Source organism: Pantoea sp. Cr_R13 (assembly GCF_029222565.1).
GTDB lineage: Bacteria > Pseudomonadota > Gammaproteobacteria > Enterobacterales > Enterobacteriaceae > Pantoea > Pantoea eucalypti.
On record NZ_JARHXL010000001.1, the window covers coordinates 49987 to 75352 of the forward strand.

General features: G+C 51.7%; 18 protein-coding genes. 7 read left to right on the plus strand and 11 right to left on the minus strand.

Annotated elements, in window-relative coordinates:
- Positions 1-30 precede the first annotated feature (30 nt).
- Positions 31-2565, minus strand: coding sequence for an excinuclease ABC subunit UvrA (locus P2R09_RS00240; protein ID WP_275765837.1), 2535 nt, complete (start codon positions 2563-2565; stop codon positions 31-33).
- Positions 2566-3866: 1301 nt separating this feature from the next.
- Between P2R09_RS00240 and P2R09_RS00245 the strand changes: the two genes are divergently transcribed.
- Positions 3867-4079, plus strand: a complete 213-nt coding sequence (locus tag P2R09_RS00245; RefSeq protein WP_275765840.1) for a DUF1471 domain-containing protein — start codon at positions 3867-3869, stop codon at positions 4077-4079.
- 103 nt (positions 4080-4182) lie between these two features.
- Positions 4183-4629 (plus strand): SgcJ/EcaC family oxidoreductase, encoded by a 447-nt coding sequence (locus tag P2R09_RS00250; RefSeq protein ID WP_275765845.1) that lies wholly within the window; start codon positions 4183-4185, stop codon positions 4627-4629.
- Between the two features lie 222 nt (positions 4630-4851).
- On the opposite strand, the gene P2R09_RS00255 is transcribed toward P2R09_RS00250, so the two are convergent.
- The 3 genes from P2R09_RS00255 to P2R09_RS00265 all read right to left on the minus strand — a co-directional run bounded on the left by P2R09_RS00255 (position 4852) and on the right by P2R09_RS00265 (position 8284).
- Positions 4852-5448: a helix-turn-helix domain-containing protein gene (locus P2R09_RS00255; RefSeq protein WP_003850609.1), complete on the minus strand. Its 597-nt coding sequence runs from the start codon at positions 5446-5448 to the stop codon at positions 4852-4854.
- Positions 5449-5949: 501 nt separating this feature from the next.
- A complete protein-coding gene (locus P2R09_RS00260) occupies positions 5950-7422 on the minus strand; it encodes a DUF2382 domain-containing protein (RefSeq protein WP_275765851.1) in 1473 nt (490 codons plus the stop codon).
- A gap of 292 nt (positions 7423-7714) precedes the next feature.
- Positions 7715-8284 (minus strand): pyridoxamine 5'-phosphate oxidase family protein, encoded by a 570-nt coding sequence (locus tag P2R09_RS00265; RefSeq protein WP_275765853.1) that lies wholly within the window; start codon positions 8282-8284, stop codon positions 7715-7717.
- 263 nt (positions 8285-8547) lie between these two features.
- Here P2R09_RS00265 and P2R09_RS00270 point away from each other — a divergent pair, with 263 nt between their 5' ends.
- The gene (locus tag P2R09_RS00270; protein WP_275765856.1) at positions 8548-9114 is read left to right on the plus strand and encodes a GNAT family protein; all 567 of its coding nucleotides are present in this window, start codon (positions 8548-8550) and stop codon (positions 9112-9114) included.
- A gap of 61 nt (positions 9115-9175) precedes the next feature.
- Here the strand turns inward: P2R09_RS00270 and P2R09_RS00275 are convergent, their stop codons facing one another.
- Both P2R09_RS00275 and P2R09_RS00280 read right to left on the minus strand, forming a co-directional pair.
- Positions 9176-11305, minus strand: a complete 2130-nt coding sequence (locus P2R09_RS00275; RefSeq protein WP_008926797.1) for an EAL domain-containing protein — start codon at positions 11303-11305, stop codon at positions 9176-9178.
- 1089 nt (positions 11306-12394) lie between these two features.
- Entirely contained in the window at positions 12395-13777 is a 1383-nt protein-coding gene (locus tag P2R09_RS00280) for a methyl-accepting chemotaxis protein (protein ID WP_275765864.1), read from the minus strand.
- A 348-nt stretch (positions 13778-14125) separates the two neighbouring features.
- On the opposite strand from P2R09_RS00280, the gene P2R09_RS00285 reads away from it, so the two are divergent.
- Positions 14126-15913: a GGDEF and EAL domain-containing protein gene (locus P2R09_RS00285; protein ID WP_275765868.1), complete on the plus strand. Its 1788-nt coding sequence runs from the start codon at positions 14126-14128 to the stop codon at positions 15911-15913.
- A gap of 18 nt (positions 15914-15931) precedes the next feature.
- On the opposite strand, the gene P2R09_RS00290 is transcribed toward P2R09_RS00285, so the two are convergent.
- Both P2R09_RS00290 and P2R09_RS00295 read right to left on the minus strand, forming a co-directional pair.
- Positions 15932-17515 carry a diguanylate cyclase gene (locus P2R09_RS00290; RefSeq protein WP_275765871.1) on the minus strand — a complete coding sequence of 528 codons (1584 nt, stop codon included), beginning with the start codon at positions 17513-17515 and terminating at the stop codon, positions 15932-15934.
- 397 nt (positions 17516-17912) lie between these two features.
- Positions 17913-18122, minus strand: a complete 210-nt coding sequence (locus P2R09_RS00295) for a hypothetical protein (protein ID WP_003850629.1) — start codon at positions 18120-18122, stop codon at positions 17913-17915.
- Between the two features lie 476 nt (positions 18123-18598).
- Here P2R09_RS00295 and P2R09_RS00300 point away from each other — a divergent pair, with 476 nt between their 5' ends.
- The 3 genes from P2R09_RS00300 to P2R09_RS00310 all read left to right on the plus strand — a co-directional run bounded on the left by P2R09_RS00300 (position 18599) and on the right by P2R09_RS00310 (position 21485).
- Positions 18599-19510: an N-acetyltransferase gene (locus P2R09_RS00300; protein ID WP_275765876.1), complete on the plus strand. Its 912-nt coding sequence runs from the start codon at positions 18599-18601 to the stop codon at positions 19508-19510.
- 216 nt (positions 19511-19726) lie between these two features.
- The gene (locus P2R09_RS00305) at positions 19727-20272 is read left to right on the plus strand and encodes a chorismate mutase (RefSeq protein ID WP_275765879.1); all 546 of its coding nucleotides are present in this window, start codon (positions 19727-19729) and stop codon (positions 20270-20272) included.
- A 22-nt stretch (positions 20273-20294) separates the two neighbouring features.
- The gene (locus tag P2R09_RS00310; RefSeq protein ID WP_275765882.1) at positions 20295-21485 is read left to right on the plus strand and encodes a cytochrome P450; all 1191 of its coding nucleotides are present in this window, start codon (positions 20295-20297) and stop codon (positions 21483-21485) included.
- A 28-nt stretch (positions 21486-21513) separates the two neighbouring features.
- Here the strand turns inward: P2R09_RS00310 and P2R09_RS00315 are convergent, their stop codons facing one another.
- Genes P2R09_RS00315 through P2R09_RS00325 form a run of 3 tightly spaced genes read right to left on the minus strand, consistent with a single transcriptional unit; the run spans position 21514 to position 25327 of the window.
- Positions 21514-22518 (minus strand): substrate-binding domain-containing protein, encoded by a 1005-nt coding sequence (locus P2R09_RS00315; protein ID WP_275765885.1) that lies wholly within the window; start codon positions 22516-22518, stop codon positions 21514-21516.
- 29 nt (positions 22519-22547) lie between these two features.
- Positions 22548-23957 carry a sucrose-6-phosphate hydrolase gene (locus P2R09_RS00320; protein ID WP_275765888.1) on the minus strand — a complete coding sequence of 470 codons (1410 nt, stop codon included), beginning with the start codon at positions 23955-23957 and terminating at the stop codon, positions 22548-22550.
- The gene (locus P2R09_RS00325; protein ID WP_003850636.1) at positions 23957-25327 is read right to left on the minus strand and encodes a sucrose-specific PTS transporter subunit IIBC; all 1371 of its coding nucleotides are present in this window, start codon (positions 25325-25327) and stop codon (positions 23957-23959) included. Before P2R09_RS00325 ends, P2R09_RS00320 begins: the two co-directional genes overlap by 1 nt.
- Positions 25328-25366 lie beyond the last annotated feature (39 nt).

The window sequence follows — 25366 nt, forward strand, 5'->3', positions numbered from 1 at the left end:
CATTCCGCAACAGATCGCTATGCCACCCGATTAATCCGGATCGCCTGCCCTCTTTTTCAGCTGCGCCGAAAGCCAGGGAGCTGTCAGACTTTCTGCAGAGAGACTCACCTCTTCCGGTAAGCCGGATGAAACGATCTTTCCTCCCCTGAGCCCCGAGCCGGGCCCCAGATCAATCACCCAGTCCGCTTCAGCCACAATGCGCATAGTATGTTCCGCCATAATCACCGTGTGGCCGCGCTTTACCAGTTCATCAAGCACAATCAGCAGCTTATCCATATCAGACGGGTGCAAACCCGTCGATGGTTCATCAAGCAGATAGAGTGTAGGCGTACGCTGTAAACGCTGCAGTTCCCAGGCGAGTTTGATGCGCTGGCACTCGCCGCCAGACAACTCAGTGGCGGGTTGACCCAGCGTCAGATATCCCAGTCCCAGTGACGTTAAAGCTTTTAACGAACGCTGAATACCGTCATACGCGTGAAAGACCGCAGTGGCGTCGTCCACGGTCAGAGCAAGCACATCCGCAATCGTCAGGTTGTTCCACTTCACTTCCAGCGTGTCGGGATTATAACGGCCTCCCGCACAGACTGAGCAGGTTGCGGTGGCGCTGGGCATAAACAGCAGCTCAATTGAAATCTGCCCCTGCCCTTCACATGCAGGACAGCGTCCGGCGGGTAAATTGAATGAGAAACGGCTGGCGCTGAAGCCTTTGGCTTTCGCTGCAGGGGTTTCTGCAAACACTCTGCGGATAATGTCGAAAAATCCGGTGTAAGTGGCCAGATTTGATCGAGGCGTTCTGCCAATAGGACGCTGATCGATTCTCACCAGTCGGCCGATGGCGTCACTTCCGCTCACCACCTGTCCTCTGACGTCTGCCACCAGATCCTCTTCCTCGCCCTCCTCGCTGTCAGCGATTTTATCAAAACGTCCGAGCATTTCCGGGAGCACGCGATTCAGCAGCGTTGATTTACCGGAACCAGAAACTCCGGTGACAGCCGTCATTCTTGCCAGCGGAATAGCGATATCCATTGCGGAAATATTGTTGCAATGGACCTGCTCAAACCGGAGCCAGCTCTCAGCAGGCCGGCGCTGGCGCAGTCCGGTATAGCTCCGCGAGAAGAGATAGTCAGACGTGGGTGAAGCGACGTTTTTAAGTCCTGCCGGTTCGCCGTTATAAACGATCTCACCGCCATGCGTTCCCGGACCTGGGCCAACCTCAATGAGCCAGTCAGCCTCGGCGATGAGGTCCATATTATGTTCGACAACCACCAGCGAATTACCTGCGCGCACCAGGTTTTTCAGGGAGGTGAGCAGCGCTTTAACATCATCGGGATGCAGGCCGGCAGAAGGCTCATCCAGCACGTAAAGCACGCCAAACAGTCGTGATATCAACTGGGTTGCCAGACGCACGCGCTGCAACTCGCCGGATGAGAGTTGGGTGGTACGGCGGCCCGGTGCCAGATGGCCCAGCCCCAGCGTGTCCAGTTGCTGTAGCCGCATACTGATATCAGACGTCATCCGGATAACCGCCTCCCCCAGGGCAGCCTCTACAGGCAGGTTGGGTGAGGTGCCATCAGCATAAGGCTTCAGCAGTTCTGCGAGCGCCGAGACAGATAGCTCACTCAGGCTGGCAATGTCATAACCCGCAAAGGTGACGGATAAGGCATCCCGATTCAGTCTTTTACCGTGGCACGCTGAACAGGGCGTGACCGTGACATAACGGGCAAGCCGTTTCTTCGTCGTCTCGCTGCCACCGGAATAGCTCTGTAGTACGATTTTTGCGGCACTGGTGTAGGTCCCGGTATAAGCGGGCTCTTCACCCGCAGCCAACGCTTCTTCACGTTGTTCAGCATTCAGACCGATAAAAATCGGCACCGAAGGCTGTTCGTCCGTCAGCAATATCCACTGCTGATCACGGGATGAAAGCGTGTGCCACGGCGCATCGACATCGTAACCGAGTGTCTCAAGGATGCTTCGCAGATTTTTGTTATGCCAGCCTCGGGGCCATGACGCGATGGCGCCCTGGCGGATGCTCAGTGAGTAATCCGGCACCATTGAGTCAGTTTTGACGGTGTGCACGCTTCCCAGTCCCTGGCAGTGCGGACATGCTCCTTCTGGATTGTTAGGCGAGAAATAATCGGCGGTCATAAAAGGCACACCGTCGGGTCGTGCACCTGCCCGGGAAAACAGCAGACGCAGCGTAACGGAAATTCGGGTGAGGCTGCCCACTGTTGAGCGCTCCTGAGCACCCGCCCGGCTCTGTTGCAGAGCCACCGCAGGCGGAAGTCCGTCAATATTATCTACATCCGGTGCCGCGGCCTGATCGATCAGTCTGCGGGCATGGGGCGAAACCGACTCAATAAACCGGCGCTGGGCTTCCGCGTAAAGCGTATCAAAGGCAAGTGACGATTTACCGGAACCTGACACGCCGGTAAACACCACCATGGCGTTGCGGGGAAACCGAAACGAGACATCTTTAAGATTATGCGTTCTGGCACCCTGTACCGAAACATAAGGGTCGATATGCTCATCAGCGCGGTTATGTTCAGCGTTGCGTTGGTCTGTCATGATTTCCCTGTTTAAAAATGCATGGCAGCCTGACATTCGCCTGCCATTAATGATTGAATCATTTCAGATGCTCATCGGGTCTTCAGGCTATCCGGCCCGTTTGAGAATTGAAGCAACAGCAAGGGTAGTCACGGATTTCTATCTTCACAACGCAACAGGTCGTTGAATGACTCGTGATAAATTCTGCTACGCACTCCTGGATCACTACATCCCGACCATTTACTACCTGAACCTAATAGTCTGAACCAGAGGCGTAATAGTGCGTGACTTTGGTAAATAGAAGTAAAGAGAAGTAAACATAATTTTGCTGATCAGGTGCTGATGCAGGTCTTAAATGAAATCGTGATTTAAAAATAATCCTTATTTAAATATGAACCCCATACATCTTGTTAACATTTCACTCGGTAATTTAACGGCAGACTTCAACTGAGCACTTCTGGTTTATTTTACCTATTCATAAATCATTATTTCCCGCAAGCCAAAATAATCATTCAATAAAATGCCAAAAATTAAATAGATCAATATATTCAATGAGTTAAAAGGTAATCATCTGATTTTACATTGGTGAAAACTATGGATAAGGTGATTTAAAATCACTTTGCCTATCGATCGGGCTGATCACCCTCCGTTGACTATCACTCCCCGAAATATAAAGATGTTTCACATCGGGCAAGAGGGATATCAATATTAAATTAAGAAAAGATTATCTCGTCAGTATTAAGAATTCATGGAATGCGGACAGACCCTATCATTTCTGAAAAATGTCTGCGATGAATATCCTGATGAAATCGATCTTAACTGGATGTATGGGAAAGTTAATCAGTGCATCGGATCAAATGATAATTGAAATGAAAATGGTTACCTTTACGGATCTGAGCGCCTGATGACCGATATTGAAGGTGCATTCCGTGATGATACAGGAATATCAAACCATTAATCAGTATATATTATGAATATTTAATTAAATAATAGCGCTTAATTATCGCTTAAAAACTTACCGACAGCGGTGGCGCTTACTGTATTACTGGCTTCTTCAGTAACGCTTGTTACCCACTACCAAATTTAAATTCTGTAAAAAATTCGAGCACCAGTTCGTGCTGATTAAAATCATCGCTTACACCTATGAGACTCAGCAGCAAAAATAGCAAGAAATTGAATGAAAATGCACTTATCAAAATCAGAATGAACTTTTAATAAAATATGCCAGGTAATAGATAACATCACTATCAGATTTTCTATTTTTCATTAAACAGAGACTCTATCTCTGAGCTTTTCCAAACTCAAAAAGTGAGGTGTTCACTATGCGTAAAAATATTCTTTTATTATCAACGTTTTTAGTTTTATTCAACGTATCAGCCGGTGCGATGGCTTCCACAATTTCAGCCACCGGCCTGAGCATTCATGAAGCGGAAAAATCCCTTGCAAAAAAAGCAGAAGCAAAAGGGGTTAACTATAAAATAATCGGCGCACACTATGGGAATTATGTGTATCTGATTGCCAAAACGGAGCCGTAATTTTCAGTAATGGTTAATAGCTAAAACGACTTACCGGCTGTGAAGTACATAAAAGTGATATTTCAGCGCCGGTTTCTTAACACACTTCACAAAAGGATAGATTATGAAAAAAAGTATGTTGCTTTTACTGACTGCTTTCTCAGTCAATGCTTTTGCACAGACTACGCAGGATTGTGTAAAAACGGACCAACAGGAGATTGCAGGGTTATTTGACCGCTGGAACAACTCTCTGCAGACCGGCGATGCCCACAAAGTAGCTGAAAACTATCTGAGTGATGCGGTTCTTCTGCCCACCCTCTCAAACAAAGTAAGAAAGAGTGATGCGGAGCGTGTGGATTACTTTGAGCATTTTCTGGAGAAAAAACCTGTCGGTAAAATTGAGAGCCGGACCATTCGCACCGGTTGCAACAAGGCAACCGACAACGGGGTCTATACCTTTACCTTTGCAGATAACTCTTCAGTAAAAGCGCGCTACACCTTTACCTATGTCTGGGATGGGAAAGCGTGGAAAATCTCGTCGCATCACTCCTCCGCGATGCCGGAAGGCTGAATCTTTGCAGATGTTCAGGCCGGCCTGAGAGATAACTAAAGCGGTAATGGCTTCTTATTACAGCCAGTCAGGCTGGATTTTCAGTGACCCTGCCCGATGCTCTTTCTCATTCAGGTAAAGGCACCGGGCAGATGACGCAGGGAATGTCTTAGTGACTGACGAGGATAAAAGGTGATGCTCAGCGCACTGGTTAGCCTTATGCGAAACGAAAGTGCGCTTTTACTAATCAATCAGTTTGCCTTTGTCCAGTTGAACCGCGCCCGTTTCCCGGAGCTTCTTCAATACCCGTGATGCCGTGCTTTTGGATAAAAAAGTGCTATTGGTCAGAAAGTAAAGCACTGAAAATCGCTTTTTTATATGACATGGAAACGCACTCCACCGGCTGATTGCATTAGTGACCTGCACTTCCGAATTGGCATAATGTGACTGAAGGCAGTTCAGCAGATCGGTGTGATAGCCTGACATGATTTTCATAACGTCCGGAAACAGCCCTTTATGGTTTACGAGGCTCCAGAACTGGTTATATTCAATGCTGTAGATTTTTCCGTAGTCGACTTTCTCGATGAATATCGGCGGTGCTTCCAGTGCCGGCATGGCGCCGATGACAAACGGCCCCGTAATGATATTGATGATTTTATTTCCATTTTTTGAACGGATAATAAAATCTCCTTCCTTAATCAGGTATACCTTTCTCTCCTGACCAGTGAAAAAATCGAAGAACTGCTTCCCCCGTGAAAGTCGATCGAACCTTGCCGGTTTAATGTAAGGCTCCATATTATGGATGATATTTAGATGACTTTCCGCAACATGCCTGGACATAAAAACTTCCTTTTTATTGCTCCTTAACGAATGAAGATAGTATTTAAAAATAATTCAGCTTATGTATAAGCTGGAAATAAAAATAGTCTCAAATGCATACGCTTGTATATATGGCTGATTTGTTTTTAGTCACGCCCTGATTTCGTAAACTTCACAAGATTTTAACTTGCTGGCTCGTATGCTACTTATGTGAATAACAATACAGCACTAATCTCTTTTTCATATCCACAACCTTTTAAAGAAGAAATTGTGTCGTGATTATCATGTAGAAAAAGCCCCTTTAATCCAGACCTGGGGTTGGCAGTTAACAACAAGATCAAACTGCAATATGAATCACTGTATTCGTGTCTTGAGATGGTGCGTCTTTTAAAGTAGGATTCTTACAACCATGACATCACCTATCTTTTACGCTTCAGCTGCGGTAAACCGGGCTGGCAATGCCCGACCCGATAAACCGCAGTAATCGTATTTACTCAGAATGTCGCATCCACCGTCATGGCATTACGGCTTTTTGAATTTGTCTTCAACCTTCTCTTTCGCTTCCGCGATTTTCTCCCCAGCCTTTTCTGTAAAACTGTCTTTATGAACTGGCCCACTTCCTGGTGTTACCGGACGGGTGTTGTAGCCATGGTCAGCGCGGGCCTGACCCGTGCTCTCAACCAGCGGATCGATCGCAGTGTGATTGCCGGTCACCGGGTCTGCACTTAACGGATCTCTGCTGGCATGGTCAATATCTACTTCCTGACGGCGTACAGAATCATTAATGGTTTCGACACGATCGCTGGCCTCTTTACGCAGCACCACTTCTTCAATAATTTCCGCGGTCTTATTAATCACAGGCTGCTCATGCGACTCTTCCACTTCAACCGTTTTTTCAGACCAATCGACATTGCCCGGTGAGCCCGTTTCGCTGACCGGACGACGGAAGATTTCTGCATGTTGCTCGCGCAGCGAAATATTTTCTGATACGGGTTCCGTGACAGTGTAGCGACGAACGCGGGTTGAGCCTTCACTGACCAGACGTTTGCCTACTTCCAGACGTTCATCTGCCAGCCGCAGCACGTCTTCGTTACTTTCATCACCGGTTAATGGAGTACGACCCGCGACGTAATGAGCAGGTTCAGTATGAAGTGGTTTGACTGCTGCGCTATCCTGAAACGTTCCGCTAGTGGGGGCAGTCAGGCCATCATTTGTTACATCGTCGTCAGGTAACGCAGCGCGACGTTCTGTCAGTTCTTCATGCGCATCAAGGATACCTAACGCTCGCGGTAGCTCATCTTCATCCGCCCGCAGCGACAGCACTACACCGCCGGTACGCATCGCGTCTTCATAGACTTCGGCCTGATCTTCTTCCAGCGTATTGCCAAACAGGCGCTGCCAGAAACCAGGGTGACGGGCTTCGTGTCCTTCAGTACGCAAGCGATCGCCGGAAATGATGTCAATGTCATCATCCAGGAAACCGGCCTTAATAAGGTTACGCTTTGCACCCTCAGCCAGTGAGAGACTGCTGAACATTGTGACGATTGTTTCACGTGCCATGTTGTGTTCCTCGATGATGGATTTGGACGGCTCTGAGTGGGATGTTCGGGTCAGATAAGCGTGCTGTTTACGTAGGGTGACGATCTCTTCTGTCTCTTCCATGCTGACAACCTTGCGGATATGCCACTCCTCTTTCAGCACCAGATGACGAACAATCTCGATTTCCTCTTCGACGATGGGAATGATCAGCACACCATTCTCTTCACGGATCTCCGGCATCGCCGTCAGCCGCTCCGACTTAGGAATGCGGTCAATCTCCGCTGTCTGATGCCGGAGCATCAGCGCAATCTTTTGCTGATGCTCAGTGACCTGTCGGGTAACTCTGACATAGCCATCAGTGACCCGCTGTCTGGAAATCTCAATGACTTCTTCCGCCAGTCTTATTACCTGGTCGTTACCCTCTGACCCTGATTCTTCAGGAGGTTGATTGTTCATGGTTAACCTGCCTGTGATACAGAGCGATCATTTGTACTTTTCCTGACCTTAAGCATAAGTGACTGCTTCCCGGCTGATCAAAGCCTGGCACAAAGAACAACAAAAGGTAGAGAAAATGCAGTAAAATACGGGAAATTTAAGTAAAAACGTCGCTAAAATACGATAAGCGATGCGGCAGACTAAATCACTAATCGCAGCGGGAAACAGTCAAATCTGTTTTGCTGCTTCCCGGGGAGAATAAAGAGATATGTTCAGGGATTAACCGGGTATGACGTAAATCAGCCACCTCGGATCACGGGTTGAGCCATTCGCTTTCCTGCAAGCTTCCATCAGGAGAGTAATGAAACTGGGCACGCTGATTATCATTTCGCTGAAGCTGATAAGCGTCCAGTACGCTGACCCGCACGATCACCACGCCAAAGCGAGACGCTCCCGACTCTGCGGCTGTCGCTTCGCGTGTCTCATCAGCGGCTACCCGTACTTCTCCCGGTGGTCCGCCGGTGTAAGTCTGCTGCGTATGCTGCGGCAACTCACGCCACGCTGACCGGGCAACATCACTCCCTGCCGCATAGCACTCAACCCACCCCACCATCCGCAACTGCAGGCGCCGCTGATGACAATATCCCAGCACGGTAACCTGCGGATTAGCCGCCATCTCCTGCCACTTCGGGCTGCGGACATCGGTATGAAATGTCAGCATCCGTTGGCTGTCAGCACACTGGCGCAGCACCACGATGCGCGCCTGTGGTTGCTGCGCACTATCTGCGGTACAGAGCGTCAGATAACGAAACCCGCTCTGTGGATCGGCTGCGCCAGCCACCAGTTCCGCCCAGGCGGTTGCTTCAAACGTTTTCAGATCCATTGGATATTATTCTCATCAGTGTCGGCTTTCTGCCATCTGGCTAAAAGCGTAGCAACGAAGTGGGCAGATGAACGCTCATCGCAGCGATATCGGCAAATGCGCCCAGCGAAGACAGGTGGTCAACACTCAGGATAGTGCAGAGAATGAACTAAATTCAGAATGACGAGAACGCGTGAAGAGCAGCGAAAGTGAATGCCATCGGTCAGCGATGCTGTGCTATTTTGCACCATTGATTGCAGATTCGACATGCAGGGAGTTGTATCATGTCTGGTGAATTCACGTCAGAAATGCCACCGCAAATCACGTCGCCACGCCTGACCTATCGCCCGCTGCGCGAGGAAGACTGGCCATTCTATCTGGCGGTCAGTCAGGATCGAACGGTAATGAAGTACATTAGCGATCCGCGCAGCGCAGACGCGATCAGAAGCCTCTCTTTCGATGTCCGCCTGCCCGCCTGGTATCCGGGCTGTAATCACTGGCTGTGTCTGGTAATTGAGGAAAAAACAACCGGTTCAATGGCTGGCTTCTGCGGGTTCATCGATCGCGGAGAAGGCATTGCCGAGTTTGGATTTATTCTTGCGGCCAACGCGCAGGGCAAAGGCTATGGCAGCGAGTCGCTGCATGCCACTATCGCCTTTTGCTTTGAGCAACTGGACTATCGCAAGCTGACCGCCACGGTGACCGCAGGCAATGAGGTCTCACGCCGGACCTTGCTTTCTGCGGGCTTTGTTCAGGAAGGGACAATACGGCAGAATTTCTTTCTCGACGGTCAGTGGCAGGATGACTGGCTATTTGGCCTGCTGAAACAGGAATACCGGCCAGCAGGCTGACCTGACACGGTAACGGACTGGGGTCGCTCATCCTGCACTTTGCCTGTCACGGGCGCATCAACTAATGGGGCATAACGTCGTGTCCGCTGGCGACAACGGGCGGATAGTGTTCTTCACCGCACAGCATCGTCTCAAAGTCCGCTGGCGTCATTGGCCGGCAAAGGCCATTGCCCTGCATAATGTCGCATCCGGCAGTAGTCACAAAAGCGACCTGCTCTTTGTCTTCTACGCCTTCTGCCGCCACCCGAATCCCCAGGCTTTTGCCGAGCGCGGTAATCGATCGGAACATCATCCGCACCCGCATGCTTGAACTCAGCTCGTGCGTCAGCGACTTATCAATTTTAAAGCCTGCTACAAAGCTATAACGAAGCAGGTTAATCGCCCCTAGCGTACGTCCGTAATGATCGATAATGAATGAAGCGCCTGTCCGGCGTACCGCCTCAACCTGAACGGGCAAATCCTGCACCAGTACAGCAAGCAGTGGCTCATCCACCTCCAGCTCAACAAAACCGGCATCACCGCCCGCACTCTCGCGTATCACCGCCTCCAGGCTATTACCGGCTAACTGACGCGGAAAAAGGTTGATACTGACACGAAGCTGAGGCGCGCGAACCTGCCACTGCCGGACCTGTGCCAGCGCACTGCGAATGATCCATTCACCCAGTGTCACGGAAAGCGGACTCTTTACCAGCATGCCGATAAATTCGGCGGGCAACAGCAGCCCGCGCGTCGGATGCTGCCAGCGTACCAGTGTCTCGCAGCCAACAAGCTTTCCGCTTTCAACGTCGTAGCGGGGCTGGTAATAAAGCGTAAACTGCTGCTGCCGCACCGCCGTTTCCAGCTCGCGCTCAAAGCGGCGTCGTTGCTGTTCCGCTTCGCGAAACGCGGGCATAAATAGCATACTGCAGCCTTTCCCTGATGCTTTGGCGCGATAAAGTGCAAGGTCAGCCGCGGACATGACAGATGAGGGATCACGCCCATGCTCCGGATAAGAGGCGATGCCGGTGCTGGCACCCACGACTACCGGCGAGTCGTGATAGCGGAACGGCGTCTGTACGGCTGCAATCAGCCTTTCCGCCGTGATTGCCGCTTCCGCGCTGCCGCCAGCTAGCAGGATCACAAATTCGTCACCGCCCAGCCTGGCAGCCGTCACCGCACTGGCGCAGACCGCACGAATCTGTTCCGCCACATGGCACAGCAACGCATCCCCGGCAGCATGCCCCAGCGTATCGTTAACTTCTTTAAAACCATCAAGATCGGTCATCAGTAATGTATAAGGCACGGCAGCTTTAGTCAGTTGCCCGACCTGGTCCATAAACGCGCTACGGCTGGCGAGACGCGTTAGCATATCTATTGAGGCCAGCTCACAAAGCCGCGCTTCACTCTCATAGCGAGCCGTAACATCACGGATAATCATGCCCACCAGCCGATCGCCTTCTTCACGCCAGCCAGAAAAAGAGACTTCTGCCGGGAATTCACGACCGTCGCGCGTCACACCCCATATCTGCAACGAACGAGGATGCGAAATAGCGGCTTCGTCAGAGGTAATCCTGGCCAGTTCGTTTCGGTAGTCAGTCTGGCAGCGAGCCGGAATCAACTCGCTGACGTACTGACCACGCATCTCCTCTGCGCTGTAACCGAACAGCGCTGTGGCAGCCGGATTCCAGAAGGTAATGCCGCGACGCAGGTCTGTACAGACAATGGCGTCGGGAGAGGTGGAAGAGATCGCCTGAAGCCGCTGCTGACTGGTATAGCGCAATAATTCCAGACGATGCATTTCCATGCGATCCATGACCAGCGCGGCAATGTCAGCCAGATGCTTTCGATCCTCTGCAGTCAGCGGCTCACGAGGATGAGTGTCGGTCAGGCAGACCGTACCAATGTGGTGACCATCCGGCGTCGAGAGCGGAATCCCCGCATAAAAGCGGATAAAGGGGTAACCGTGAACCAGCGGACTGTCGCGAAAGCGCGGATCTTTCAACGTATCGGGCACGCAGAGAATCTCGCCCTGCGCCAGAGTATGATGGCAGAAAGCAACGTTTCGCGATGTACCTGAGATATTTAAACCGTAGCGGGAGGCAAAAAACTGCCGCTTCTCGTCGATAAGCGACACAAAAGCGACCGGCACCCGGAACAGCCTGGCAGCAAGCGTGGTCAGACGATCCAGCGCATCGGTCGGCGGTGAATCCATCAGGTTGTACTGCTTAAGTGCGTTGAGGCGAGCCGCCTCGGCATCATGATAAACTGGACGTTTCAGCGTAACTCTCCTCTGATGTTATCTGCTGCAGTCGGCACGACACAGCGTAAAGAGGACTCGTTCAATCAGACAGGACACGCAGAATTTGCTATCGACCCGTTGCCAGAAGAAAGGCCCACCAGTGAACTCTGCAACAAAAGATCGCCGCGATGAGCCCGATGAAGCTGGCACCGCAAATAAAGGGACGCCAGTTAATACGTTATGCCTGGCAGAGGAATTGCAGCGGATCAGCAGCTTATGGCGGACCACGCCAGAAAACTCTGGCCAGGGCTTATCAGACGCGCGCTAAAAGCGCTACGCTTGACTCACTATATCGGCCCGGAATAGCTTTACTTAAGTGTTAATACAGGCTGAAAACCTTACTTTGCCAGCTTTGCCAGCTTTGACAGGTGCTCATCATGCAGATGTCCTTCGGCCAGCAACATCAGCACTTCATACTTTTCCTGGCAGATCTGCGCCGGCTTTGCGATGCTTTCGTGCCCTGCCAGATGCGCTGACTAACGTCAAAATTGTTCTGTTACTCTTTCCTGAGAAAAAACCAGCAGCCTCGCGCAGTTCATACCCATTACGCTGTACGGAAACAGGCGGTTTTAAACGCTGATTTCCCGGATGAGTAACTCCCTGTTCAGTGCCCTGGTGACAAAACTACTGAGGATGAAATGGTGGCAGCGGAAACATAAATTTGAGTTAAGTTTCGAGTACCGGGCAATCCGCAGCTGTCAGAAAGCGTCAGACATCCATAAAACTGAATAAATTAACTGAAGGTTTATCTTATTTTCCTACCGCATAAAAATTGCGTAACTGAGAATAACAATCGCCATTACAAAGGGTGATGTTGACCAGGTGATGATCAACGTCGATCGCGCGCGCCATAAAGTGAGGCATTCATTCAATGATTAAATAAAAATCATCGTGAACTTTTATTTCGACACCTAAAGCCATTGTTTACCGGTCTGATTGTTATCTGGCAAGGCTATACCTGATCGGCACTCGCCTAGCCAGCTTTTCAACGGCCGTAACATACTAATTAACCGTGGCAACAGATTGATTCGGCAAAGTGAAACGCGTAATCACACTGCCAAGCGTCTGGGTCTGTCCACTGAGACTGCCTGCCGTCACGGAAACGTGCTGAACCAGTGTCGCATTCTGCTGGGTAACGCGGTCAAGTTCAGCAACGGCAACGGTGACCTGGGCAATACCTTTGCTCTGCTCATCCGATGCCAGCGCAATCTGTCCAATCAGTTCATTGACCCCATCGACGCCGCGCAGCACGGCTGCCATGGTGGTTCCCGCACTCTCGGCTGCCCGACGGCCATCCTCAACGCGCGTCACGGTATCGGCAATCAGTTCTTCAATCTCTTTTGAGGCAGCTGCGCTTCGCTGTGCCAGTGAACGAACTTCACTAGCGACCACCGCAAAACCTCGGCCCTGCTCGCCCGCACGGGCGGCCTCTACGGCGGCATTGAGCGCCAGAATGTTGGTCTGAAACGCAATGCCATTAATGGTTGTGGTGAACTGCCGGATTTTTTCAGACCCCTGCGCGATGCTGGTGATGGCTGCCGATACTAACTGAACCAGTTCCACGCCCTGATGAGTGGTATTCGTGGTCGTGGCGGCCAGTTCACGTGCTTCACGCGCATTTTGTGCATTATGACGCACAGTGACCGTGATCTCCTCCATGCTGGCTGCAGTCTGCTCCAGTGCAGCGGCCTGTGTCGATGTTCGATCGGAAAGATCGGCGTTGCCCGTGGCAATGTCGCCCGCTTCACGATGAAGAATGGCGGCGTTGTCGCGGATAGCACTGACCGTCTGCAACAGGCTGTATTGCATCTCTTTGATCAGCGGCACCAGTTGCCCGACACAGTTACGCCCCAGGTCTTCCGGCTCACGCGTAAGATCACCGCCAGCAATGATGTTTAAATGCGCGCGAATTTTACCAACAGGACGTACCAGGTGAACAACCAGGTAACGGTCACAAAACAACAGCAAGGCCAGAACAGCCACCAGCGCTGCCAGTAATACGCTCTCCAGCCGATGTCGTTCAGTTTTCAGTGGGGCCTGATTCCGGGCTAACTGTTGCGTGATTTTATCCAGCTGGGCGCGGGCAACAGATGTGAATTCAGAAGGTGTGGCTGTGAGTGCATTACGGAAGCTATCCCAGCCAGCATCGGCTGGGGTTAAAGCGACGAGAGCACTCTTCTCGGCTGCCGTACCGCTTTGCATAATAATGGCGCTGTTCGTCAGAAAACGTAGTTGTTGCGTCAGCGCTTCAGAACGATCAGTTTGTCGATAGATGTCGCGCACGAAATGGCTGCTGAAGCCGCCAGCTAACGCCACCACGCCCAGTGAGACGATCATCATCCACAGTACCACGCGGCGTATAGTGAAATGCCTGAGTGAATTCATGAGTTTTCCCCGATGTTGTCATTGGTGTAGGTAAAAACAGGTAAAAAATAAATTAGGTCATTTGATTTATCGCGTTATTATATAGCGCGCTATGTTTATAGTAGCTATACTGGCAGGATATTTAAGAAATTAATAGTTTTTGACGACGAAATAATAGAATCAGCAATACGAAAATATTTCGTTAAAGAAAAATTATTTACTAACCTGGCCAGTGATGGCGTGCGGTGCGATAAAAAATAAATCATTAAACTTCTTCTTTTTTTACAGAAATAGCCTATATTAATGCCGTCAAACCCTTTAGTTTTTCTGTTTAATTCCACTCCGTAACCAGCCGATGCAGAGGAATCCATGCTTATGAGCCTAAGCGGCGGCGACGAATGCCGTACGCAGACCCTGCACGCGTTGCGCAGTAACGATGAAAGCCGTGACGATGTGCTGCGACAATTCGTTCGGCTGTCGAGCCAGGCACTGGGTATTCCCGGCAGCTTTATCTCGGTGCTGGATGATGAGATGCAGTATGTTAAAGCGGCGCATAATTTCACCCTTATACAATCTTCCCGACAGGATTCACTCTGCAGACACGTAGTGGATAATGACAGTATTGTCGTGGTGCCCGATACGCTGCTTGATGTCCGCTTTGCTGAACATCCGCTGATTACCGGTGCGCCTTTTATTCGTTTCTATGCAGGTGTGCCACTGAAAAGCAGCACCGGTCTGATACTGGGCACGCTGTGTGTGACCGATACCGCACCTCACCGATTTAGTCGCGATCAGGCGGCGATGCTTAAAATGCTGGCAGCACTGGTGATCTCTTTTCTTGATGCCTGGTACTCGGCTGGCTTTTCCGACCCCGTCACAGGATTGCCCAACCGTCAGCGTTTGATTCGTGATCTGCAATTTCTGGCTGCTTCTGGAGACACCACCCCACGGCGGCTGGTACTGATTGACTGTATCGATATGCCACGCGCTTATGAACTTGCGCGTTCAATGGGAATGGGACCGGTTGAAAGCCTGCTGAAAGATGTGGCCACGCTATTGCCGCTGCGCCTGCGTCCTGCACCTTGTGAAATGCTCTATACCATAGCAACCGGGCGCTTTGCCCTGCTGACTCGTCAGGAGAGCAGGCTCACAGCTAACTGGGTGGCAACGAAGCTGGCTGGGATCAGTGCCGATATCGGTGATGGGCTATCGGTTGCATTAATGACCCACACCGGGGAAGCGAGTTTCAAAACCGGAGAGCTGCCCGCTCAGGAGATCCTGCGGCGCGCACTCAGTGCGCTGCACGAAGCCATTACCCGAGACATTGCTTCGATGCCTTTTAGTGAGGCCACCGATACGCGCCACACGCAGGATTTCACCCTGATGCATGATCTGGCTACGGCAATACGCCAGGACAAAGGATTATGGCTCGCTTATCAGCCTAAAATCTGTCTGCACAGCGGCAAACCGATTGGACTGGAAGCCCTGATCCGCTGGCGGCATCCGCAGCGCGGCGAACTGTCGCCTGCACAGTTTTTACCTTTTGCCGGGCAAACCGAGCTGCTCAGCGAGTTAACGACGTGGGTCACAGAGCACGTGATCGCCCGGCTATCCCGGCTTCGGAACAGCTATATACAGTTGCCGATCACAATTAATGTCAGCAGCAGCGATTTTTCCCGTGAAGGATTTGCAGACGAGCTGGAAGAACGGATGATCAGCGCAAAGCTGCCGGTTTCGCTGCTGGGCGTTGAGTGTCTGGAAACAGAACGGATTCTGGAAAGCCCGGCCGCAATACAGGGTCTGGAGATGCTTAAACTTCGTGGATTTGATATTTCACTGGATGACTTTGGCACCGGCTACAGCAACATCAGCTATCTCCGACGCATGCCGCTGGACGTAATCAAACTTGACCGTTCACTGATCAGCGAAATTGCGTCTGATACCGCATCGCGTGTCATCGCTCGCAGTATTATTGCCATGCTCAAGGATCTCGATTACAGGGTGCTGGCTGAAGGTGTGGAGAATGCGGAAACTGTTACGGCGCTGACCGAATTCGGTTGTGATCAGGCTCAGGGGTTTTTCTACTCCAGACCACTGCCGGAAGCGGCACTGGATGAGTGGCTGGGCTGGCGATTACGCAGTAAGAGCCAAGCCTGACCCACCCGCCCCACCCTCTTATTTTTCCGATCCAAATGCGCTGAAGCCGCCTGGCCCGGCAATCCTGGCAGTGTTACGCCCGGCAGCTTTAGCCTCGTAGAGCGCTTCATCAGCACGCCGTAGCACAGCCTCGCGATTGCCAGCCAGTTCAGCCCCTGACGCCACGCCTGCTGATATTGTCACTGTCCCGGCAAACGGGAAGGTGGTGATGCTGACGACCTCACGAATTCGTTCTGCGGTGCGTGCCGCCTCCGCCAGCGTAGTGTGCGGCAGCAGCAGGATAAACTCCTCTCCGCCAAATCGGCTAACGATATCGTCGATCCGACTGAGCTGACGCAGCAACGCCGCCAGATTCACCAGCACCGCATCACCTGCGTCATGCCCATACCAGTCGTTTATCTTCTTAAAATGGTCGATATCAATGGCGATGATACTCTGTTCATGCTCACTGTCTGACCGCGCTGCCAGTACAGAGAATCCACGCCGGTTACAAAGACCGGTCAGGGGATCGGTCATCACTTCATCGTTCAGCGCGGCCAGATGACCCGCCACAGCGTGACGATGCGCCTGTACCGCTTCTTTAAGTCGATCAGCTTCGTAATACCAGGTTTTAACCGTGGCGAGTGATTCGGCCTGCGCTTCGCTGCCGCCATCGCGCACTCTGTCCGCCAGTTTTTCCAGTGGAGAAGCAATGCGACCCGCCATAAACGCAATAACGCCCGCGGTCACGATGATAATGCCCAGAACAAACCAGACTGCGCTTTCCGCCGTGCGCATCAGAATATGCCTGACCGTTTCAGACGTGCCGGTAATAAATACATTCCAGCCGGTTTTGTGCAGCGTGCCGTAACCGGTGAGGTAGTTCTGTCCATCACTCTCCAGCGTGAAGTGCCCACTTTCTGTAGTGGCAAGTTGCTTCTGCAATGCCAGGCTAAGCAGCATCTTTGTTCCGACATGCGCCGGATCGTGACTGAAAATAATCAACCCTTCATTGCTGACCACGCTGACCATCGACCCTTTGGTGTAAAAATGCTGGCTCAGGATTTCGCTCAGCATGCTCTGTTTTTTGAGATAGATGGTGCCACCTATGTAGCCCAGATAATGGCCCTCCTCGCTGAACAGAGGCTGTGATAAAAAAACCACATAGTTACCCGCAGCAGAGGTAAAGGGAGGGGAAATAAAAGGCTTCTGTGTCGAAATTGCTCTGAGGCTGGCCGCAGAGTGTAGCTTCAAGCCAATCAGATTCAGACTATCGGGTGAAGTGGCCGCAATGATGGCGTCATGATTAACGACCACGACTGAATTGAAAAAGCCCGACTGCATTCTTAAGCGCTCGGTCTCTTCTTGCAGTTGTTGAACATCATCGAGCGTCTTGATCTGTGTTGCACTCCAGGCCAGTTCACGCTGCGCTATCGCCAGGTAACGATCGGTGGTATCGGCCAGTTTACGCGCATAAGCAATGTTCCCTTCCAGCAGGCTGTTTTCGATATTGGCTTTCTGAAACAGCAGTAACGCACTCAGCAGAAGACCGGAGGTTAGAATGACGCCCCCAATGGAAAGCAAAGTCAGTAGCGAACGCAGGCGCATTTTTTCACGGCGCATTACAGTCAGGATCCAGGATAAACGTCATCTGAGTTTAACAGTTGTGACTACAGGTCAAGGGAAGAACAGAAGAAGATTCAAACGGGATCACGACCTATTGCCGGGTTGAGCGCGAAATGACTCTGTATTACATCACGCATTGTTTAGCGTGTAGAGGGTTATGATAAGCAACAGCAGCGAATGATTAAGCCGTAATAATGATATCTGTTAAGCCTGGCACGATGCACCTGATGTTTAAAATTATCGCTGATCGCCATCATAACGCCCTTCAATAGCATTGAATAACGGGGCAGACGTTGCCCCGGTTATGATCATGAATAAAATAAGCTGAAAACAGTTAAATCAGAACAGTATCAAAAAAAGACAGATTTGCACGGATTTAATCATTTAATAGAATTTAACGCCAGAACGCTTTAATATAAGAACGGCTGCTGAGTCTTTTAATAAAATGATGCGGACAGTTAAAGCGAACTCCATCCCACTCAAGATTAAACCATTGAAATTCATCATTTTTAATTTTTTCTAGCAAGGTCATTGCCTGCATAGGCGTCTGAAAAGCATAAGCTTTCATCACGCCATCTTTGGTACATAAATCAATATGAACCATATAACCCCCGGGTGTTTAAAAAATCGTAACTTTATAATTATTGAACTGCCTGTTTAGCATAATCCATTTATTAGCTGCCGATTATCTGATTTCGTCATATTTACGTAAAAAATTCGTTTATAATTTTTCATTATTTTTTTGGGCAACTTAGCCATATTTAGTCAATTAATTTGACCATGTCAGCATAGTTGAGTCAGACCTGATTATATTTATATCTATGGCTTTCCTTCCATTCAGACGGCGGCGAAAAAGATGTTCGCAGAACAGGACGTTTATCGCGTCGCTTTTCAGCACTCCGCCGTCCACCAGTGAAGGCCCCATGCTGCAAAAAAGGAATGCTTTGTGCTGACAGGTTGAGATGGTCATAAACAGAGCACATCGTTTACACTCTCAGCAGTCTCATTTTAACCCGGCAACGGTTTAGACAGATCGCTGAAGAGGCAGGAGATCACTCACGGCGGGCAATAAGGAATCTTATGCTGGATTATATGATGTCGCTCTACCGTGCTGTTCCTGTTTCATCGGGCTGTCTCAGCGACTGGCTTACCGGCTGGCTGGCACAGCAGCAGACCCGATGCCACGACCATCATTTTTCCGCCGCCTTTCCCTGGCGAGAAACCGGGCTGCCCCAGCACACTTTTTTGCAGCGTGAACTGAGGATTAATGGCCAGCGTTATCTCACCGGGCCGCGCTATCTGGGTGGTGACCCTGCTCAGCCTTTTATTGAAATTGTGGCCCGTGACAGCGTTATCGATTACGCGGTGGCTGACGCTATCATAGAGGCCTGGCAGCCGCTGAAACCGCTAAAGTTGCGTGTCCTGTTGCCTGCGACCCATCCCGACATTGGTTTTACCGATCAACTGATATTCCTCAGCGATCCGGCTGCCGTTGCGAAGCCTCCCGATAAAAACATTTCACTGGTGAAGGCTGCCCGGAGAGATTATCCCGCCTGTCTTCAGATGATAAACAACGCCTATCGTGCCAGCTGGCACACGCTGCCGCATCTGCGTGATCATCTGATGGCTTCAAGCAAACAGGAATTACGTGAGGATATTGCCGCGGGTCATGTACTTATGATTGTCTGGCAGGGCATGGTGGCAGGGCTGATGATTTGCGAACGCCGGCGACTGGCCTTTATTGAAGGAGTTCAGATTATGGATGAAGTGATTTTACCCGCTTATCAAGGCCGCGGACTCGCCGCATGTGCACAGCAGCGTTTACTGCAACAGCTTTATCATCACCCTGGTGTGCAGGAGCTGCTGACTGGCACCATCCTTCCAGGCAATTTTCCTTCTGTTCGAAGTGCACAAAGTGCCGGACGACGCTGCGTGCTGAAATATCAGTTTTTTACCCCTGCTGATTTAGGTCCCGACCGGGTAATTATTTAATCTCGCCCTCAACACCCGCTCAATTGAACAACCTGTCAGTGTGCCAAATGAATGTGAAGCTTTCATGACTAAAAATTAAAAAAACACATTAAAATTAATAACCTGCTTGTATTTAGCTGACCTTGCACAGCATTCACATTTTGAAAATAAAATAATCACACAAGGTTATCTTTTCGTGCCTAAATTAGTGCCAGCTTTTATCAACGGAGCAGGCAAATGACTCACTTTGTGGCTATTTTTTTCTCTTCCCTCTTTATGTGCAGTAACGTTTTTGCAGGTTCGGTTTCCTCTGTTTCTCTGAGCGCTCTTTCTGCCGCATTAAATGAACGTATGCAGGTTATGAAAGTGGTGGCAGGTTATAAAGCACAGCATCATTTACCCATTGAGGATCTGCCACGTGAGCAAGTGGTGCTGGATCACATGCTGCAGAACGCCGAGCAGGCCGGGCTTGAACCCCACTCCGTGGAGCCGTTTGTTCACGCGCTAATGAATGCCAGCAAAGCAGTTCAGTATCGCTATCGCGCAGACTGGCTCTCAGTCCCGGACAGTGATCGCCCCATTCCGGATCTGGCCGAGACCAGGCAGCAAATAGAGAAGCTGGATACTCAGCTCCTTACCGCAATCAGCCAGCGTCTGATGACCGGTATCTTCTCACAAGAAGATAAAGCGTTCCTGATGTCACAACTCACGGCACCCCACCTCAGTCAGCATGATAAAAACAGCCTTTTCGCTTCCCTCGTCCGCATTCAGCGTTTGCGTTAATCCTCAGGCAGCGGAGTGAGCTATGCAACTACAGGAACTCATGAATCCCGACTACTCAGACAATCCTTTTCCGCTTTACCGCAAACTGCATCAGCAGGGACCGCTCATTCCTGCCGGAGATAAGATCATCATCAGCGGCAGTCATGCAGTCGTAGAAGCGCTGCTGAATGATCGTCGGGTTGGTAAAAATTATATGGAAAGTGTCAGGCTGCGATTTGGTGATGATGCCGCCGACATGCCGCTGTTTCAGGGGATCAGCAGAATGTTTCTGGTGCTTAATCCACCAGAGCATTCCCGGCTGAAAGGACTGGTGATGAAGTCGTTTAGCGCCCGGGAGATCAAACCTCTCAGGGAGATGGCACTGACTGTAGCGAATGAATTGGTTGATGCGCTGGCAGACCGTCGCGCCTGCGATCTGGCTCAGGCATTCGCTTTTCCACTGCCGGTGCGCATCATCTGCAGGATGCTGGATATCTCAGAGTCCGACGCGCCCGAACTGGGGCGCCTTACCTCTGCGCTGGTGAAAGTTTTCGATCCTCAAATCAGTCAGACAGACCTGCTCGAGGCCGCTGACGCTTTTGCTGTGCTGGAAAGATACTTCAGCGCATTGATCGTCTCCCGCCGTGACAGCACGGCGAATGATCTGGTGTCGCTTTTTCTGCGCAGTGGCAGTGAAGACGACCGACTAAGTCACGATGAGATCATCGCCAATGTAGTACTTCTGTTTCTTGCCGGCCATGAGACCACATCAAATATGATCTGCAACACCATTCTGGCTCTGCATGACCATCCACAGGAACTGGCATGCCTGAAACAGAACCCTGCACTGATACCCAATGCCATAGAGGAGTGTCTGCGCTACGACAGTTCGGTCCAGATGCTCTATCGGACGACTCTGGAAGAGATAGAACTGGCAGGCCAGTTGATCCCGACCGGAACCCGCTTCTTTTTGAGTCTGGGCGCAGCTAATCACGATCCGCTGGTATTTACTTCGCCCGAACGAGTGAATATCCGACGGCATGAGGGACGCTGTCTGGCATTTGGTGGCGGAATTCATCACTGCATGGGCTACCGGCTGGCCCTTGCAGAAATGGAGGTGGCCCTTCATGTATTACTGACCCGATTGCCAGAGTTGCGCCCCATAACCGCTGGCGTTCGCCGCAATCACAGGGCCAACTTACGCGGCGTCAACGCTCTGCCGGTCGAATGGTGAGGTATTGTCGGGCCAGAAGAACCGACGATCAGACACGCAGCCGCAGAGTAGCAGGCAGGATAAGCTGGCTGTTAACGGGATCCTCTCCGGCAATCATGGTCGTCAGCATAGTGAAGCAGGCCTGCGCGAGTGCCGGAACGTTCTGCTCTACCGTATCGATCGGAATGGAGAGTGAATCATAGAGATAGTGATCATCGAAACTGGCGATACGGATGTCGCTGGTCAGCAGACTATGCTCGCTCATATAACGCAGAACCCCCTCCAGCAGACCGCAGGCGGCGGTAAACATCGCTTTGGGCGGTCGGCCCAGCCGGTTACAGAGCGCTGCAAACATTTCATAGCCACTGCCAGGGTGGTAGTTACCCTGAATAATCCACTCAGGCTGCAGCGTCACCCCCGCCCGAGCCAGCCCCTCCCTGAATCCCGCCAGACGATTCTGGGTCGGGGAGAGATCAGACTGTCCACCCATAAAGTAGATCTCCTCCGGGCAGGCGCGTGCCAGCTTTTCAACCAGTTCAGCTGTTGGCGTTACCGAGTCGGTGATGACCCAGGGCAGCTTAGTATTGTTCATGGTCCTGTCAAACAGCAGTACCGGCAACTGTTCGCTGAGGCTGACATAGTCACTGTCTGTCAGCATACTGGAGGCAACAATGAGTCCGTCGACCTGCCGCGCGACCAGGTTGTTGACCACCACCATCTCCTGACCGGCATTTTCGTCGGTACAGGAAATCAGCAACTGCAGCCCGGACGCGCGGCAAAGATTCTCCAGTGCATGAGAAAAGGCAGCGAAGCCGTGGTTAGTGATTTCTGGCACCACCAGCCCCAGTGTATGACTGCGGGCATCATGCAGCATCCGGGCGTGGATGCTGGGCTGATAATGGTGTTCGCGGGCAAGCGTAAGAACCCGCTCTCGCGTCTCCTTCGCGACCCGTAACTCTTCGCCACGGCCGTTAAGCACCAGGCTGGCCGTGGCTTTTGAAACCCCGGCAAGCCCGGCAATGTCACTGATAGTAACGCGTTTTGTTTTTCTCACGGCAAGGCATCGTTTAGTGAAACAAGTACTTATTCTACCATGCAGCGGCGTAACGACCAGTAGCGGACCTGCAGTTCTGCGTGCCCGTGCAGGGTTAGCAACGCAGGATGGTCTGGAAAATAGCGGCTACTCATCACCCCTTCCCCATCGTTAATGAAAATCTCAACACTGGAGTGATCACACAGGATCTGTAACCGACTAGCGACTCCGGTCCAGTAGCGATATGTCCACTCACCCGTTACCAGGCTGCGACGGGCAAGCCGCAGTTCATTCTGTTGCCATGTCAGGATCAGCGTATTCGCAAAATTGAGTTCAACGTCGCCCCGACTCTCCAGCTCCAGCTCCAGCCGCTCTGCGCCCATAGGTGGCGCATCATCTGCACGCCCCTTATAGTGCTGCTCTTTCTCCCGCAACGCCTGCAGTTCCACCACTGGCTGCTGACAGAGCCGCCCATTGCGTGAGCTCAGTTCGCGCACACAGGTCATCTGGTGGATCCAGCCCTGTGTCACGGTTGGCTGAGCCATCTCTTCACCGTCCGGCGTCCCCATCCAGCCCACCAGCAGACGTCTCCCGTCAGCGGTCAACGTAGTTTGCGGGGCATAAAATTCAAACCCTGCATCCATTTCGTTAAGCGGACCGTGTTGATATAGAGGTTGCTGATAATCAAGCGAACCACTCAGCCAGGCGCAGGCGTGACTGTTCAGATAGCGCTTCTCTTCGGGTACTACGCCCTGAGGACAGCAAATCAGATAGGTGCTGTCGCCGAGCGTGAACATATCCGGGCACTCCCACATATAGCCTGCCGCGTCCAGACCACCCCGTTCGCTTCCCGCAATCTCGCCGAGATTCTGCCACTCCCGCAGATTGTCAGAACGCAACAGCAATACCCTGCCCTGTAACTGGGTAGTCTGCGCGGCCAGCACCATGTACCAGTAATCTTCATGGCGCCATACTTTGGGATCGCGAACGTGACCGGTATACCCTTCAGGCACAGCAATAACCGGGCCGAGCTTGTCAAACCCCCCCTCACTGTTCTGCTGCGCCAGACACTGCCACGCCGTTCGCGAACCATCATCAAACTTCACGTTGCCTGTATAGATCAGCGTCAGCTGACCGTTATCGTCTACCGCGCTGCCAGAGTAGCAGCCGCTGCGGTCATACTCCTCATCCGGCATCAGGGCGATGGGCTGATGCTCCCAATGCAGCAGATCGGCTGAACGCCAGTGCCCCCAGCATTTGTGCTGATGCGCACAGCCGAGCGCGTTCCACTGGTAGAAAAGATGGTAGTCACCGTCAAAATGGATGAATCCATTAGGATCGTTCAGTAACCCGGTTACCGGAGCCAGATGCCAGCCTGGGTAATGGCTGTCGCCCAGCGCCTTTGGCATACCCTGCATCACCGCCTGCAGAATAGTGGCGAGACGTGTTGATGAGGCCATTATTCGGAATCCGTTTTGTATTTGAGCAGGTATGAAATCACAAACGCGGTGGTAAAGGCGATTGCGATGCCGATGACATAATTCAGCAGAGAACCAGCCTGGACAATCGCCATGCCCGGTAGTCCGGTCAGCCCGACCGCGGTCATATAAACGTGAACCGACACGACCCAGGCACCGCCCAGCGCACCGCCCACCAGTCCAGCGATAAAGGGTTTCATAAATCGCAGGTTGATACCAAAAATGGCCGCTTCGGTGATCCCCAGTAATGCAGAAAACGCGGAGGGCAACGAAATCGCCTTGATCTTCGCATCACGGGTTTTGAACCACACTGCCAGACAGGCACCGCCCTGAGCCACGTTCGCCATCGCCCAGATGGGCAGCAGGAAATTCACGCCGATTGAAGGATTGCCCAGTAGTCCCGCTTCAATGGCGTGGAAGCTATGATGGACGCCGGTGATGACAATCACCGAGTAAAGCCCACCAAATACCAGCCCGGCCAGCCATCCGGCGTGCGCAATCAGCGTGCTGAGGACAAAGGAGATGCCATCACCCAGCATACGGCCCGCAGGACCAATAATCAGTAGCGCAATGAATCCGGAGATAATCACTGTCAGAAACGGGGTCAGGATCAAATCCAGCGCATCCGGTATTACCCGACGAAGCTGTTTTTCGAGCATGCTCATGAACCACACCGCCAGCAGTACCGGGAACACCGTGCCCTGATAGCCAATCATCGCGACTTCAATGCCGAAGAAGTTCATCGTGTGGAAACCGGCTGCCACGCCCCAGGCGTTGGTCAGCGCCGGGTGGGTCAGAATGCCACCCAGCGTTGCGCCCAGAAATGGGTTACCGCCAAACTCACGCGCTGCCGTAAAGCCAATCAGTATCGGCAGAATAATAAAGGCCGCCGAGCTGCACATATCCAGCATGATGTAGAGTGCATTTTCCGGATTGACCCAGCCGTAGGTTTTGACCATCCCCAGCAGGCCCATCAGCAGACCTGACGCCACAATCGCCGGAATGATCGGCACAAAGATGTTCGACAGCAGTCGGGCGATGCGCTGGAAAGGGTTAAGCTTGCGTGCGGCAATATCAGCAGCCTCAGACTTGCTCGATTCGCTGATACCCGCCTCGGCGATAAAGGCAGCGTAAACCTTGTTTACTACGCCAGTCCCAAAGATAACCTGAAGCTGTCCCGCATTACGGAAGCAGCCTTTAACCCCCTCAATCCGGCCGATCGCGGTAGTGTCCGCCTTTTCATCATCCGCCAGCACCAGACGCAGTCGGGTTGCACAGTGTGCTGCGCTGGCGATGTTCTCTTTACCACCCAGCAGCGGCAGTAAGGCCCGCGATATTTTTACATAGTCCATATACACCTCAGTCTTGTTTTGTTTTTATCCGTATGGCGT

Coding starts and splice junctions, on each gene's coding strand:
- P2R09_RS00240 (WP_275765837.1), bottom strand. CDS start 2,565: ATGACAGACCAACGCAACGCTGAACATAACCGCGCTGATGAGCATATC.
- P2R09_RS00245 (WP_275765840.1), top strand. CDS start 3,867: ATGCGTAAAAATATTCTTTTATTATCAACGTTTTTAGTTTTATTCAAC.
- P2R09_RS00250 (WP_275765845.1), top strand. CDS start 4,183: ATGAAAAAAAGTATGTTGCTTTTACTGACTGCTTTCTCAGTCAATGCT.
- P2R09_RS00255 (WP_003850609.1), bottom strand. CDS start 5,448: ATGTCCAGGCATGTTGCGGAAAGTCATCTAAATATCATCCATAATATG.
- P2R09_RS00260 (WP_275765851.1), bottom strand. CDS start 7,422: ATGAACAATCAACCTCCTGAAGAATCAGGGTCAGAGGGTAACGACCAG.
- P2R09_RS00265 (WP_275765853.1), bottom strand. CDS start 8,284: ATGGATCTGAAAACGTTTGAAGCAACCGCCTGGGCGGAACTGGTGGCT.
- P2R09_RS00270 (WP_275765856.1), top strand. CDS start 8,548: ATGTCTGGTGAATTCACGTCAGAAATGCCACCGCAAATCACGTCGCCA.
- P2R09_RS00275 (WP_008926797.1), bottom strand. CDS start 11,305: ATGGATTCACCGCCGACCGATGCGCTGGATCGTCTGACCACGCTTGCT.
- P2R09_RS00280 (WP_275765864.1), bottom strand. CDS start 13,777: ATGAATTCACTCAGGCATTTCACTATACGCCGCGTGGTACTGTGGATG.
- P2R09_RS00285 (WP_275765868.1), top strand. CDS start 14,126: ATGCTTATGAGCCTAAGCGGCGGCGACGAATGCCGTACGCAGACCCTG.
- P2R09_RS00290 (WP_275765871.1), bottom strand. CDS start 17,515: ATGCGCCGTGAAAAAATGCGCCTGCGTTCGCTACTGACTTTGCTTTCC.
- P2R09_RS00295 (WP_003850629.1), bottom strand. CDS start 18,122: ATGGTTCATATTGATTTATGTACCAAAGATGGCGTGATGAAAGCTTAT.
- P2R09_RS00300 (WP_275765876.1), top strand. CDS start 18,599: ATGCTGGATTATATGATGTCGCTCTACCGTGCTGTTCCTGTTTCATCG.
- P2R09_RS00305 (WP_275765879.1), top strand. CDS start 19,727: ATGACTCACTTTGTGGCTATTTTTTTCTCTTCCCTCTTTATGTGCAGT.
- P2R09_RS00310 (WP_275765882.1), top strand. CDS start 20,295: ATGCAACTACAGGAACTCATGAATCCCGACTACTCAGACAATCCTTTT.
- P2R09_RS00320 (WP_275765888.1), bottom strand. CDS start 23,957: ATGGCCTCATCAACACGTCTCGCCACTATTCTGCAGGCGGTGATGCAG.
- P2R09_RS00325 (WP_003850636.1), bottom strand. CDS start 25,327: ATGGACTATGTAAAAATATCGCGGGCCTTACTGCCGCTGCTGGGTGGT.